Origin of the sequence: Flavobacterium sp. NRK F10 (genome assembly GCF_024054235.1) — a bacterium.
Lineage (GTDB): Bacteria > Bacteroidota > Bacteroidia > Flavobacteriales > Flavobacteriaceae > Flavobacterium > Flavobacterium sediminis.
In genome coordinates this window covers 1,823,989-1,837,902 of sequence record NZ_JAMXLC010000001.1, presented here as the reverse complement: position 1 = coordinate 1,837,902, position 13,914 = coordinate 1,823,989, and the positions used below count along the sequence as shown (strand labels likewise).

The 13,914-nt window shown below is 36.9% G+C and carries 11 protein-coding genes and 1 tRNA gene; 3 read left to right on the top strand and 9 right to left on the bottom strand.

The features are described 5' to 3' along the window. Positions 1-24 precede the first annotated feature (24 nt). The 8 genes from NHF50_RS08365 to NHF50_RS08330 all read right to left on the bottom strand — a co-directional run bounded on the left by NHF50_RS08365 (position 25) and on the right by NHF50_RS08330 (position 11,146). Positions 25-101 (bottom strand) — tRNA-Asp (locus NHF50_RS08365). Positions 102-187: 86 nt separating this feature from the next. Continuing rightward, positions 188-1,114 carry a DUF58 domain-containing protein gene (locus tag NHF50_RS08360; protein WP_252775750.1) on the bottom strand — a complete coding sequence of 309 codons (927 nt, stop codon included), beginning with the start codon at positions 1,112-1,114 and terminating at the stop codon, positions 188-190. Positions 1,115-1,224: 110 nt separating this feature from the next. Continuing rightward, positions 1,225-1,542 carry a thioredoxin gene (gene trxA / locus NHF50_RS08355; protein ID WP_109569256.1) on the bottom strand — a complete coding sequence of 106 codons (318 nt, stop codon included), beginning with the start codon at positions 1,540-1,542 and terminating at the stop codon, positions 1,225-1,227. Positions 1,543-1,654: 112 nt separating this feature from the next. Next, positions 1,655-6,181 carry a DNA polymerase III subunit alpha gene (gene dnaE, locus NHF50_RS08350; RefSeq protein ID WP_252775749.1) on the bottom strand — a complete coding sequence of 1,509 codons (4,527 nt, stop codon included), beginning with the start codon at positions 6,179-6,181 and terminating at the stop codon, positions 1,655-1,657. Between the two features lie 99 nt (positions 6,182-6,280). After that, a complete protein-coding gene (locus tag NHF50_RS08345) occupies positions 6,281-7,864 on the bottom strand; it encodes an MFS transporter (protein WP_109569254.1) in 1,584 nt (527 codons plus the stop codon). Between the two features lie 2 nt (positions 7,865-7,866). Then, complete coding sequence (locus tag NHF50_RS08340) at positions 7,867-8,916, bottom strand: HlyD family secretion protein (RefSeq protein WP_252775747.1); 1,050 nt, start codon at positions 8,914-8,916, stop codon at positions 7,867-7,869. A 24-nt stretch (positions 8,917-8,940) separates the two neighbouring features. After that, positions 8,941-10,299, bottom strand: a complete 1,359-nt coding sequence (locus NHF50_RS08335) for a TolC family protein (protein WP_252775745.1) — start codon at positions 10,297-10,299, stop codon at positions 8,941-8,943. Positions 10,300-10,450: 151 nt separating this feature from the next. Then, positions 10,451-11,146, bottom strand: coding sequence for a DUF6252 family protein (locus NHF50_RS08330; RefSeq protein WP_252775743.1), 696 nt, complete (start codon positions 11,144-11,146; stop codon positions 10,451-10,453). 201 nt (positions 11,147-11,347) lie between these two features. Between NHF50_RS08330 and NHF50_RS08325 the strand changes: the two genes are divergently transcribed. From NHF50_RS08325 to NHF50_RS08315, 3 genes are read left to right on the top strand one after another with little or no spacing between them, the layout of a single operon-like run. Next, the gene (locus NHF50_RS08325; protein WP_109569249.1) at positions 11,348-11,890 is read left to right on the top strand and encodes a 30S ribosomal protein S16; all 543 of its coding nucleotides are present in this window, start codon (positions 11,348-11,350) and stop codon (positions 11,888-11,890) included. An 18-nt stretch (positions 11,891-11,908) separates the two neighbouring features. Further along, entirely contained in the window at positions 11,909-12,436 is a 528-nt protein-coding gene (rimM, locus tag NHF50_RS08320) for a ribosome maturation factor RimM (protein ID WP_252775742.1), read from the top strand. A 5-nt stretch (positions 12,437-12,441) separates the two neighbouring features. Beyond that, positions 12,442-13,152, top strand: a complete 711-nt coding sequence (locus NHF50_RS08315; protein ID WP_109569247.1) for a tRNA1(Val) (adenine(37)-N6)-methyltransferase — start codon at positions 12,442-12,444, stop codon at positions 13,150-13,152. Positions 13,153-13,351: 199 nt separating this feature from the next. On the opposite strand, the gene NHF50_RS08310 is transcribed toward NHF50_RS08315, so the two are convergent. Next, on the bottom strand, positions 13,352-13,870 hold the full coding sequence (locus NHF50_RS08310) for a hypothetical protein (protein ID WP_109569246.1): 519 nt from the start codon (positions 13,868-13,870) through the stop codon (positions 13,352-13,354). Between the last annotated feature and the right edge of the window lie 44 nt (positions 13,871-13,914).

The window sequence follows — 13,914 nt, the reverse complement described above, 5'->3', positions numbered from 1 at the left end:
TGTTCACGGAGCTTCCTCTTTTTCTGGCGGTCTGGACGGGACTCGAACCCGCGACCCCATGCGTGACAGGCATGTATTCTAACCAACTGAACTACCAAACCAGTGCTTCATTGCGGTTGCAAATATACAACGGTTTTTGATTCCTGCAAATGTTTTTCTAAAAAAAAATCACTTTTTTTCACCACTTTTAAACAAACTTCTGTTTTTCAATTAAATAGGATATTAAAATTTTTTCAAAATTTTCTCCCACAGCTGCCGGTACATACTGAATTTTATATTGTAAACAATTTTCTTTAATTTTCTGAAAGTACATTTCAACTGCTTTTTGATAACTCTCTTTTACATTTTCAGCAAATAGCTGAACGGATTCTCCTGTTTCCACATCTATAAATTTCTTAGGTGCATCTGAAAATTGAAACGAGAATTCTTTATCCTTATCAAAAACATGGAAAACCACAATTTTATGCTTGTTGTGTTTCAAATGTTGTAGCGCTTTAAAAATCTTATCTTCATCTTCATTCTGAAACATATCTGTAAACAGAATAATCATAGAGCGACGGTGTATTTTTTCAGCAATCTGATGTAAAAAAGTAACCGTATCTGTTTTCTTATTCTCCGGGTTTTTATCCAAAAGTTGTTCCAACTGATGCAGCAACATACGATAATGGCGCTCACTTCCTTTTTCCGGCGCATAATATTCATATTCATCAGAATAAATACTTAAGCCTACCGCATCACGTTGTTTTTTTAGTAAATTCATAAGACTGGCTGCCGCCAAAACCGAAAAACCTATTTTGCTACGATAGAAAGGCATTGAACGCTCTAAAGCCGGATAATGCATCGAAGAAGAGTTATCTATGATAATATGGCAACGTAAATTAGTTTCTTCCTCAAATCGCTTCGTAAACAGCTTATCGGTTTTAGCAAATAACTTCCAGTCGATAAATTTGGTACTTTCCCCGGGATTGTAAATCTTATGCTCTGCAAATTCTGCGGAAAAACCGTGAAACGGTGACTTGTGCATTCCCGAAATAAAACCTTCAACAACCTGATTTGCTAAAAGCTCCAGATGCTGTATAGCTGCTACTTTTTCTAACTGTGTTTCAATCTTCATATTATCAAAGATACAGTTTTTTCTTTTGTTTAAAATGCTCCTCTCCTATATGCTAATAAAAGAAAAGGGCAAACATTAGTTTGCCCTTTTCTTTCTTTTTCATAATGTTTCTACAACAATGCATCAATTGCATCTGTGTATGTTTTTTTAGGAGCTACTCCTACTTGACGTCCTACTACTTCTCCGTTTTGGAAAACTAAAACGGTAGGAATGTTACGTACTCCGTATTTTGCTGCAAATTCTTGGTTTGCATCTACATCAACTTTACCTACAACAGCTTTTCCGTCGTATTCTGTTGAGATTTCGTCAATAACCGGACCCACCATTCTACAAGGACCACACCATGCCGCCCAAAAATCTACCACTACCGGTTTATCTGATTTTAATACTACTTCTTCAAAAGTAGCATCAGTTATTGCTAATGCCATATCTTTAATTTTTTAGTTTTACTTTATTGCACAAATGTAAGGAATTATTTTATTACACTTATGCAACTTAAATTACTTTTGGTTATGTATAAATAGTTTTTATTGATACTAACTAGTTCAATTTGAAGTTTATCTGATTCTCTTCCAGTTCTCTTAATAATTCCGTTGAAATCTTCACTTTCATTTTCCGACTTGGCATACTTAATTTAGTTACCACTCTGATCTCCTCCACTTCCGTACGCAAAGGTTCTATTTCTGTCTCTAAACTTTCTACATCCAGATTTTCGTCTATATCATCAGTCTCAGGAAGTTCAGCCGTTACCTGTGTAATGACTTCTTTGGTTACTTTCTCCAGTTCCATCACTTCTATCGTAACCTGATGATCTCCTTTTTCTCTTTGGAACAAAGTATGTAATGAATGAATCAGATTTTCACTTAATTCGGCAATATTGAACTGTAAGATTAATTTTTTAGCAAATGTAGTCAGTACATCTTGTAAATACTGAACAGCTAAAAACTGTATCTTCGGGTCAGAACGTCTTCCGTCTGCATTTATCCAACCTTCTTTTACCATGAAGCGAAGGAATGTAAAATTGTTTTGTATTAGAAAATGTCTGAATTTTAAATACTCTTCTCCGAAAATCTTAAACTCATAACTCTCCTCATACCCCTCTAATACAAAGACAGCCCATCCTTTTCCGTTTTTAGACACACGGTGTTCCACATTGGTTATAATTCCTCCTACTGAAATATTTTTCCCTACATGGTTATTCAGCTCTCTTAAATCATCTAATTTAGTATTGCAGAAATAATGCATCTCATATTTAAAATCATCCAAAGGATGCCCCGAAATAAAGATCCCTACCACTTCTTTCTCTTTTGCCAGTTTTTCCATAGTGTTCCACTCTTCACATGGCGGGACAACCGGTTCGGGAATTTGAACTTCTGAAGCATCACCAAACAAACTCACCTGAGCGGAATTCTCATTTTCCTGATATTTAGCACCGTATTTCATAGCTTTTTCTAAGAAAGAGATTCCGTCTCCCTCATTATGAAAATATTGCGCCCTATGTGTATCCTCAAAACAATCAAAACCTCCGGCCAAGGCTAAATTCTCAAATGCTTTTTTATTGGCAGCCCGCAGATCAATTCGCTTGGCTAAATCAAAAATGGATTTGTATTTTCCGTCTTTTCTGTTTTCTACAATAGTATTTACGGCGCCTTCTCCCACACCTTTTATCGCTCCCATACCAAAACGAACAGCATTTTGTTCGTTTACCGTAAACTTATAGTACGACTCATTCACATCCGGACCTAAGACCTGTAAGCCCATTCGTTTACTTTCTTCCATAAAGAACGAAACCTGTTTGATATCGTTCATGTTATTCGAAAGTACTGCCGCCATATATTCTGCCGGATAATGCGCTTTTAAATAAGCCGTTTGATAAGCCACCCAAGCATAACAGGTAGAGTGCGATTTATTAAACGCATATTGCGCAAAAGCCGTCCAGTCTTTCCAAATTTTCTCCAACTTATCTTCGGCGTGTCCGTTTTTAACTGCTCCTTCAATGAATTTGGATTTCATTTTTTCCAGAACATCGATCAACTTTTTACCCATCGCTTTACGCAACACATCGGCATCACCTTTTGAGAAACCGGCTAATTTTTGCGAAAGCAACATTACCTGCTCCTGATATACAGTAATTCCATAAGTTTCAGCTAAATATTCTTCACAAGCATCTAAATCGTAAACGATCGGTTCTTCTCCGTTTTTTCTTCGGATAAAAGAAGGAATATATTCCAACGGTCCCGGACGATACAAGGCGTTCATCGCAATCAAATCGGCAAAAACCGTAGGTTTCAGCTCTTTCATGTATTTTTGCATTCCGGCGGACTCGTATTGGAAAATACCAACTGTTTCTCCACGCTGGAACAACTCGTACGTCTTTTGATCGTCAATCGGGAACTGTTCCGGATCCAATTCTATTCCGTGTCGGTATTTGACTAATTTGACTGTATCTTTAATCAGGGTTAATGTTTTCAACCCCAAGAAGTCCATTTTTAGTAATCCGGCCGATTCTGCTACTGAGTTGTCAAACTGCGTTACATACAGATCAGAATCCTTTGCTGTAGCCACCGGAACGAAATTGGTAATATCGTCTGGCGTAATGATCACTCCACAAGCGTGAATACCGGTGTTACGCATAGAACCCTCAATGACTTTGGCCTGCTGAATCGTTTCTGCTTGCAAATCGGTTTCCTGTGCAATGGCGATCAATTCCTTCACACGCTCAAATTCGTCAGCCGACTTCAGTGCTTTCTTTACATCCTCTTCATTTTCGGAAAGGAATCGAGCCAAATTCCATTTGCTCGGCATCATTCCGGGTATCAATTTCGCAATCCTATCTGCCTCATACAAAGGCAAATCCAATACACGAGCGGTATCACGAATAGCCGATTTAGTTGCCATTTTACCGTAGGTAATGATCTGCGCTACCTGATTGGCACCGTATTTTTGGATTACATAATCCATAACACGGCTTCTTCCTTCGTCATCAAAATCGATATCAATATCGGGCATCGACACACGATCCGGATTTAGGAAACGCTCAAAAAGCAAATCGTACTTAATAGGATCGATATTCGTGATTCCTAAACAGTAAGCTACGGCTGATCCTGCTGCCGACCCACGTCCCGGACCTACGGAAACTCCCATGTTTCTGGCTGCGGCAATGAAATCCTGAACGATCAAGAAATAACCCGGGTATCCGGTTTTTTCGATAGTCGCCAATTCAAAATCCAAACGTTCCGAAATTTCTTCATCAATTACTTCGTACCGTTTTTTAGCACCTTCATACGTAAGATGTCTTAAATATTTATTTTCGCCTCGTTTTCCGCCATCTTCATCATCTTCTGCTACTTGAAATTCTTCCGGAATATCAAATTTAGGAAGTAACACATCACGATACAAAGAGTATTCTTCTACTTTTCCTATTATTTCTTCGATATTGATGATCGCTTCAGGCAAATCTTTAAAGAGCGCTTTCATCTCCTCTACCGATTTGAAATAATATTCCTGATTGGGCAAACCGAAACGATAGCCACGACCACGACCAATAGGTGTTGATTGCTTTTCGCCATCTTTTACACACAACAAAATATCGTGTGCATTAGCATCTTCTTTTTTAACATAATAGGTATTATTAGTCGCTACTAATTTGACATCGTGCTTTTTAGCCAAAGGAATCAATGTGTCGTTTACACGATTTTCGTCTTCCTGATTGTGGCGCATTACTTCCACGTAGAAATCTTCACCAAATTGTTCTTTCCACCACATCAACGCTTCTTCCGCCTGATTTTCACCGATATTTAAAATTTTATTCGGAATCTCACCATTTAGATTTCCGGATAAAACAATGATATCTTCTTTGTATTTTTTTACAATTTCTTTATCGATCCTCGGCACATAATAAAACCCGTCAATATGTGCAATGGAGGACATTTTGGCTAAATTGTGGTAGCCTTTTTTATTTTTTGCCAAAAAGACCACTTGGTAACCTGAGTCTTTTTTGGTTTTATCCAAATGATTTTCACAAATGTTAAATTCACAACCTACAATTGGTTTTACCGGAATTTCAGCACATTCTTCTCCTTTTTCTTCGGCTTCTTTAATTTTAGCCAAAACGCCTTTGTTATAATTCAGAACAGCGCTTACAAATTGAAAGGCTCCCATCATGTTTCCATGATCGGTCATAGCAACTGCCGGCATATTAAATTTAGAAGCAGCTTTTACTAAATCCTGAATTCCAATGGTAGATTGTAAAACTGAAAACTGTGAATGATTGTGTAAATGTGCAAAATTTGCCTGTTCAAATTGCTCGAGAATTTCTTCTGAAATAACTACTTTACCGGCATCGCCCTGAAGTTTTTGCAAACGGGCTCTTACCTCATCCGATGCTTTTTTTAAGTTGATATGTTTTAAGCCAATCAACTGTATCTGCATCGGGTTTTGCTCACGGAATCGTGTGTAATAATCTACCGGAACGTCTAACTCTTCTTTCGGAAAAATTTCTCTTTTCAACAATTCCAAGAAACAGCGAGTAGTTGCCTCCACATCGGCTGTAGCATTATGAGCTTCTGCGAAAGGTTCGCCAAACAAATATTCATGTAACTCGGTCAATGTTGGCAACTTAAAACGTCCCCCTCTACCTCCGGGTAATTTTAGTAACTCGGCGGTCGTTTCGGTACACGTATCTAAAACCGGTAAATCGGCTAAATCCGTTCCAAATCCCATTCTGTGGAACTCACATCCCATGACATTAACGTCGAAACCCACGTTTTGTCCCACAACATATTTAGCTTTCGACAGTGCAATATTGAACTTTTCTAAAGCTTCTACTAAAGAAATTCCTTGTTCTTGCGCCAATTCGGTAGAAATACCGTGAATTCTTTCAGCGTCATACGGAATGTTGAATCCATCAGGTCGAACCAAATAATCCTGATGCTCTACCAAGCGCCCCATTTCGTCGTGCAACTGCCATGCGATCTGAATACATCGAGGCCAGTTATCCGTATCAGTAATAGGAGCCGTATAGCTTTTAGGTAATCCGGTAGTTTCGGTATCGAAAATTAAATACATAATTGAAAATGAATATTTTAATCTTTACAATTCGGAATAAAATGCAATTCTCAAAAATACTATTTTTTTACTATACCATAAATTTAAGTTGTTAACAAGCTAACTTCCCCAAACTCTGTTTTTGAAAATATCGAACGTTTGTTTCAAATGTTTATTGAACAATAAAAGCACTGTCAATAACAGTAACACGTAACCCAAAGCGGTAAAGATTTCCATATTACCTAACAACACAGATTGTTTAGAAAGCGAATCTAATACTTGCCTGATAGCCAATTTCCCGGCATCATCCGTCGCATAGCCTTTAGCGATAAAGCTATTGGTATATTGTGAAATTCGTTCTTGTGTTTCCGGACTTTCCCAAAGAACACTTTGACTTAGTTTCGTGTAGTGTTTTTTCTGAAGAAATACTTGTGCATTTTGCATAATACAAAATCCGATTGTACTTCCCCAAAATCGTCCCGAAACCCCTACAGTTCCTGAAAAAGGAGCATATTCAACCGGAACGGAAGAAACTGTAAATAAGACTAACGGTACAAAAAGTACACCAACCGCCATCCCTTGTATAGTGTAAGGCAAAGCTATATCTCTTAAAGCAGCATCAGGCACAAACAAAAACGTAAACCACAAATGGTAAACTGCAAGAAGAAAAAAGCCAAGCATAAAGGCATATCTGGAGGCCAAACCCTTAGCCAGAATAAATCCGGCAGTAATCATACCGATCAGGTTGCCGATCACGTTTAAATATTGTACGTGCGCAACTCTTGAAGGTTCCCAATTCCATACCGAAAACATGGTACTATGGCAAATATTAAGCGTTGCTCTTGAAATATAAAAAATGATAAAAAGTAAAAAACCAATCCTTAAATTATCGAATTGAAACACTCCCATATCAAAACATGGCCTTTTAAGTACTACCTGCCGGATCACAAATAAACCTCCGGTTATGAATGCCACAACAATTGCTGCTTTAATCGCTATAGAATCAAACCAATATAGTTTTTCACCATAAATAAAAACAAAGGCTCCCGATAAAATAGCGGTTAAAACCAAAATATAACTGGACCAATCTACCTGATACAGTGGAATTTTTTTATGAAAACGATTTTCGTTAAACGTCAGCATAACCAACCCCACACAAATGATTTGGAACATAGCTGAGCCATATGCCATATATTTCCAATCGTAGTTTTCCAATAACCACACCGCAATATTCATAATAAAAGGCGAGGCCAAAAGTAAGGTTCCGTAATTAAAGGTAAACCCGAGAATAACTGCATTTTTAGATTGAAAACGTGTAATCAACAATTGCCGTAACGGAATCCAAGGTAACGCCATAAGAACTCCTTCTACCATTCGCAATACTATGAACAACGAAAAATTATCAGTATACGCAGACAGTATAAATGTAATAGCTGCTAAGCCATAAATCGTGACAAAATACTTTTTCGTCGGAAAGAATTTAAACAACCGGCTTTCGATGAGGATCGTAGCCAAAAAAGTTCCGTAGGTTACACAAAGTGAAAATTGCAAATCTTCTACTTCAACATCCAAGAAACTTGCAGAATAGGTAATATTTGAGGTGTACACTCCCAATAAAACCATGGAATGCAACATACAAAACACCAAAACCAAGATGATAAGCCAATTGGGAACCCAAGGCTTAAACACGTTTCCTTGTATCATTTTTAGTTATGCTTAGCTACTACAATAACATTCATTCCTGCTTTAAGCAGTTTTGATTTCGGATCGGTTTCATCGATTTGAATACGAACCGGAATACGTTGTTCGATCTTCACAAAATTCCCTGTAGCATTGTCCGGTGGAAGCAGGGAGAAACAGGCACCACTTGCCGGTGAAAGCGATTCAACTGTTCCAGAGAATTCATGACTACTGATCGCATCAGCTTCTAAAGTTACTTTTTGCCCTACTGCTAAATATTCGATTTGAGTTTCTTTAAAATTGGCCGTCACCCATTTTTCCTGACTCACCATAGAAACCAAAGCTTGGCCTTCTTTTACTAATTGTCCGGATTGCAACACTTTTCGCCCGACCCAACCGTCATAAGGAGCCGTAATTACAGTATAGGATAAGATGAGATTAGCATTATCAGCGACAGCTTTTTTAGCTTTAATCACAGCTTCGGCAGTTGGAATTTTAGCCTTAGCTTCACCCGTATTCGAGTGCGCTACGCTGATGCTGCTTAAAATTTCATTATAATGTGATCTTGCTGCATCATAGTCGGTTTTCACTTTTTCCACCTGTTGCATGGTTGCAGCTTCTTCCTTATACAATTCGGAATAACGATCATACTCTTGTTTAGCCTTCCACATTTCAGCTTTTGCAGCAGCTAATTGCGATTTTCTAACCGAAACATTATTAGCCGTCATTTCGACTGTTTTTTGTAACACATTAATATTTTTTTCAGCATTTTCAATTTCAGCTTGTGCCAAATCTACTTTTGCTTTAAACTCTCTGTCATCAATAATGATAAGTGTATCACCTTTGTGTACAAATTGATTTTCTTCGTATCGAATATCTTCAACATAGCCGGTTACCCGTGCAATAATTGGCGTAACATATTGTTCGACCTGAGCGTCATTGGTTTCCTCATGGTTCTTATAGAAAACGTAAAACCAAACAGCCAAAATCACTCCGCTTACCACTAATAAGGTAGCAGAAACTGTTACTAATAGATGGAACGCACGATGTGAAAACAAAAATCTTGTTATTTTCATTTGGAAAAAATTAGGAAATGAATATTATTTTGCAAGCTGACCTGTCGTATGCAGTAGTTCGTAGTGCTTCATTACAGCGTCGATCCGAGTGGCAATCTGATTGAACTTAGCCTGAATCAAAGCATTATCCGCATCGACCATTTCTGTAACCAAAGCTAATTGATTCAAATATTTCAATTTGACAATTCGATAGTTCTCAGTTGCTAAAACAACCGCTTTATCAGTTACTTTAAACTTATCAGTAATCTCTTTGTACTCGGTAAATTGTTTAAAAACTCTGTCCGACATTTCGTCTTTAACTCTATTTCGTTCATTCTCCTGCATTTCCATTTTGGCTTTAGCCAATTGCACACGGGATTTATTTTTATATAATCCCGAAATATTAAACGTTGCTTCAAATCCGACTTGACCCAAACTATACAAATACGGATCAGGCGGAAAAAACATATAATTGGGATATCGTAAGTTATAATTTCCAAAGAAACTGATATTGGGATAAAATCCGGCTTTGGCTAATTGTACTTCTGTCTTTTTAATCTCAACTTCCTGTTCTGCAATTCTGACGTCTTCGTTTTGCAAAGCCAATTGATGGTAGTATTCCAAATCTAAAAAAGCATCTTCTTGTAACAAATCGGTTGTATCAATGGTAATTTCAGTATTTTCCGGAAATTGCAGGATCGTTTTTAAATCGTGTAGTACAATATCAATATTCTTCTCATTGTTCATGGAATCTAACTGCCGTTCGGAAAGCTGTAATTCAGCACGCAACACTTCGTCCTTTGTTACTGTTCCATGTTTTTTAAAAGAGGAAACTTCTTTTAATCGCTCACGCTCTTCTTCAATGTTCTCATTAATGATTTTTTGAAGCTCCATCATTTTATAAATGCCCAAATAAGAAGCTAGAACTTGCAACTGTACGTCATTCTCCGCTTTTTCCAGAACAATTTTACTGATCTCGTGTTCTTGCTCAGCTTTTTTAACCAGATTGTTAATCTTATTCCCTGAATAAACCGGCATTCTTAAAGAACTGCTGATGTCATAAATTTCAGGAATAGTTCTCGTAACGGCTTTATCTTTTAAGAAACCTCCTTTGAATTCCGTTAAATTGGTAATCCGGGAATAAAGAGAATGAAAATCTACTTCGGGAAGCCTTAACTCTTCCTTTTCGCGAATCTCTTCCTCAGTTATTAGCTGTAGTAATTGCCCTTTTTTAACCACAAGGTTGTTCTCTTTTGCTATCTCTAAAGCTTTCTGTAATGAAATCTTTTGTTTTTCTTGTGCATTTAATGCACTGTCAACAAATACGATAAAAAAAATAGATGTTAAAGTATTTAATGAATACGTTTTAATAGAGTGTGAATACTCCTGCCTCTCTGACCACATTTGAATATTACTAAATTCTAAACAAAGTTCTATGATTTTAGCATCCAGTATCGAGTAAAAAAAGTCAAAATTTTATTCATTTCAGACAAAATATTGAACTAAAAAAAGCTGCCTAAAAAAGCAGCTTTCTATTTTAAAATATCAATAGTTATTAATAAACCGGTACTTTATAAAAATTCCCTTCTGAGAAAGTAATCATTTCTCCATCTTCATTTGCTGCATTCAATTTGAATGTTCCGGTAAATGTTCCGTTTTCAAAAGATTCAATAACAATCTCACCGTTACTTTGCTGTACATTAAGAATTCTTACTCTGGCACTGCCATTACCTCCTAAAATAGTAACTATATCACCTGCTTTATAACCGTCTCCTCTCGCAACTATTACAGCAGAAGTAACTTTTCCGGTAGCATCAGTCTGAATCGATAATTTCATACCGGATCCTGTTCCGGTATAACTTTGCGTTAAAGCTCCTGTCGTGTTACTATAATCAGCTCCACCATTTAATATAGAAGCAATTTTATAGGCCGGACCGTAATACGTATCTGTATCATAATACGCTTCTATTCCTTCGCTATTGAAGTAGTACGACGCAAAATTATTTTGATTAGTAGTTCCCAACACATATGTCCCCGGGTTTGTAGAAGATGTCTCTAACACCAACTCTTCATACGCCGTAAAAGCTGTGATTACAATACCATTATTTTCTCCTAATGAAACCCTTGCGTCATTAGCACGCCAGTTCGCATCATTAATTTTTGCCTGAAAAGCAGGAGTATTTGTCTTGATATCCTGATTACAGGAAACCAAAACAACTGCAAACAACGCTAAAGATAAAATTTTTTTCATTCTCAATTATTTTCTATAGATTTAAGGTTGTAATAGTTAGCTGTGAAATTCTTCCACTCCGACAAAAGTAATTTTTTTTCGCCAACTTTACAATTAATCAAAAAAATATTTACATAATATTAGTCCATTGTTTTACAAACTTTTGTATATTTGCGCCCTTAATAACTGAGGTCGGGAACCTCAAATTTAATCAAAAAGATTATGCCTGTAAAAATTAGATTACAAAGACATGGTAAAAAAGGAAAACCTTTTTACTGGATCGTAGCAGCTGATTCACGCTCTAAAAGAGATGGTAAATTCCTTGAAAAATTAGGAACTTACAACCCGAACACTAACCCTGCAACTATCGACTTAAACTTAGACGGTGCTGTACAATGGTTACACAACGGGGCTCAGCCTACAGACACAGCAAGAGCAATCTTGTCTTACAAAGGAGCTTTATTAAAACACCACTTAGACGGAGGTGTACGTAAAGGTGCTTTAACTCAAGAACAAGCTGACGCTAAATTAGCTACTTGGTTAGAAGAAAAAGCTGGTAAAGTAGGAGCAAAACAAGATGGTTTAGCAAAAGCTAAAGATGACGCTAAAGCAAAAGCTTTACAAGCTGAAAAAGAAGTAAACGAAAAACGTATTGCTGCTAAAGTTGAAGCTGAAAAAGCAGCTGAAGCTGAAGCTACTGCAACTGAAGAGGCTGCTGAAGAAGCACCTGCAGTTGAAGAGAACAACGAAGAAACAGAAGCTTAATTTTAAAGACCGTAACACATGCGTAAAAAAGATTGTTTCTATTTAGGCAAGGTTGCGAAAAAATTCAGTTTCAAAGGGGAAGTTCTGATCTACTTAGACACGGATGAACCCGAAATTTACGAAAATATGGAATCAGTTTTTGTTGAACTCAACAAAAGTCTGGTTCCATTTTTTATTGAAAGAAGCCAAATTCACAGAGGAGATTTCCTAAGAGTTAAATTTGAAGATGTCAGTTCCGAACAAGAAGCAGATGAGATCATAGGCTGCGAAGTTTATTTACCGCTCAGCATGCTCCCTAAACTGGAAGGCAACAAGTTTTATTACCACGAGATAGAAGGATTTCAGGTGGAAGATGTAAGATTGGGCACAATAGGCAAGCTCATTCGTGTAAATGACAACAACACCCAAGCCTTATTTGAAATCGACCACGAAGGAAGTACTATATTAGTACCGGTTATCGATGACTTTATAGTAGAGGTTAACCGAAGAGAACAAAAACTGATTCTAAATACTCCCGAAGGTTTAGTCGACTTATATCTGGGATAAGTTCTATGTTCCGTTTTAAACAATTCTCCATCAACCAAGAGCGTACTGCTATGAAAGTAGGTACTGACGGCGTGTTATTGGGTGCTTGGTCTCCGCTAAAAAATTCCCCTTATAATATTCTCGACATCGGATCCGGAACCGGTCTTATTGCATTAATGCTGGCTCAAAGAAGCCATGCTGAACAAATAGATGCTCTTGAGATCGATGAAAATGCTTATGAAGAATGCGTAGAAAATTTTGAAAATTCACCTTGGAATGATCGATTGTTTTGTTATCATGCCGATTTAACAACGTTCACAGAAGAATTTTTTGAGGAGGAAGAATATGACCTCATTGTTTCTAACCCTCCTTTTTATACCGATGCTTATAAATCCCAAAACACAGGCAGAGATCTAGCCCGATTTGAAGAAGCATTGCCTTTTGAAGAATTAATTGAATGCACTGTAGCTTTACTTTCAGAAAAAGGTGTTTTCAGTGTTATCATTCCGTTTAAAGAAGAAGAACATTTTATTACGATCTGCCAATCGTTTGATCTTTATCCATTTCAGATTACACGTGTTAAAGGAACACCTGAAACCGAAATTAAAAGAAGTCTTTTGGCTTTCTCTTTTGAGAATAAAGAAACGGAAATTTCAAGTTTAACAATTGAAACTAACCGCCATGAATACACAGCGGAATATGTTGAACTTACCCAAGCGTTTTATCTGAAAATGTGATATAAAAAAAGACACTATCCCGTAAAGTGTGTAAGTTATAAATCGAGGGTTTGGCTTTTATTAAAGCTGAACCCTTTTTTCAAATATATAAAATTTAAAATTAAGCAAAAAAATATCGAGAGCTTTAACCCTCGATATTTTATACTTTACACACTTAGTGAGATACTACCTAAAAAAACGGGATAACCCGTTTCTTTTTCTATTCCTGAGACTCACCTTCCTGCATTTGCATTTGCATATTTTGCTTTGCTTTCTCCAGTTTTTCTCTGGTTTCTTTAATTCGCTCTTCAGCTTTAGCTATTTTTTCAAGACGCTCCTGAGATAAATTTTTATCTTGTTTTGCCTTTTTTAATTTAGTCTCCAATTCATTTATCCTTGTCTCTTGCTCATCTAATTTTTTAAGTGTTGCTTTAGCTTGTTCTGAACGTTCCTTCCCAAACTCTTTCCCACTCAACTCTCCTTTTTCCTTGCCATAAGCATTGCCTTCATTTTCTTTAGCCTCTTTTACTCTTTCTTTGGCTTCTTTCATTTTTTCTTTAGCCTCATCTGACTTTTCCTTTGCTTTCTCTTTGCCTTGCTCCCGAGTTTCATCCATCTTTTTCTCCATCTTCTCTTTTTTCACTTCAAGGTCTTTCCCTTTTCCTTGTGCCATACTAAAAGATGTTGTGATAAGCATCATAGACACAAGCACCAACTGAACTACTTTCATTTTTTTCATATTTAATATCGTTTAATCTGTCATAAATTTACCAAAGTTTATCC

What these genes read in the sequence shown, in the direction of transcription:
- NHF50_RS08360 (WP_252775750.1), bottom strand. Translation starts at nt 1,114, where the DNA reads ATGAAGATTGAAACACAGTTAGAAAAAGTAGCAGCTATACAGCATCTG.
- trxA (WP_109569256.1), bottom strand. Translation starts at nt 1,542, where the DNA reads ATGGCATTAGCAATAACTGATGCTACTTTTGAAGAAGTAGTATTAAAA.
- dnaE (WP_252775749.1), bottom strand. Translation starts at nt 6,181, where the DNA reads ATGTATTTAATTTTCGATACCGAAACTACCGGATTACCTAAAAGCTAT.
- NHF50_RS08345 (WP_109569254.1), bottom strand. Translation starts at nt 7,864, where the DNA reads ATGATACAAGGAAACGTGTTTAAGCCTTGGGTTCCCAATTGGCTTATC.
- NHF50_RS08340 (WP_252775747.1), bottom strand. Translation starts at nt 8,916, where the DNA reads ATGAAAATAACAAGATTTTTGTTTTCACATCGTGCGTTCCATCTATTA.
- NHF50_RS08335 (WP_252775745.1), bottom strand. Translation starts at nt 10,299, where the DNA reads ATGTGGTCAGAGAGGCAGGAGTATTCACACTCTATTAAAACGTATTCA.
- NHF50_RS08330 (WP_252775743.1), bottom strand. Translation starts at nt 11,146, where the DNA reads ATGAAAAAAATTTTATCTTTAGCGTTGTTTGCAGTTGTTTTGGTTTCC.
- NHF50_RS08325 (WP_109569249.1), top strand. Translation starts at nt 11,348, where the DNA reads ATGCCTGTAAAAATTAGATTACAAAGACATGGTAAAAAAGGAAAACCT.
- rimM (WP_252775742.1), top strand. Translation starts at nt 11,909, where the DNA reads ATGCGTAAAAAAGATTGTTTCTATTTAGGCAAGGTTGCGAAAAAATTC.
- NHF50_RS08315 (WP_109569247.1), top strand. Translation starts at nt 12,442, where the DNA reads ATGTTCCGTTTTAAACAATTCTCCATCAACCAAGAGCGTACTGCTATG.
- NHF50_RS08310 (WP_109569246.1), bottom strand. Translation starts at nt 13,870, where the DNA reads ATGAAAAAAATGAAAGTAGTTCAGTTGGTGCTTGTGTCTATGATGCTT.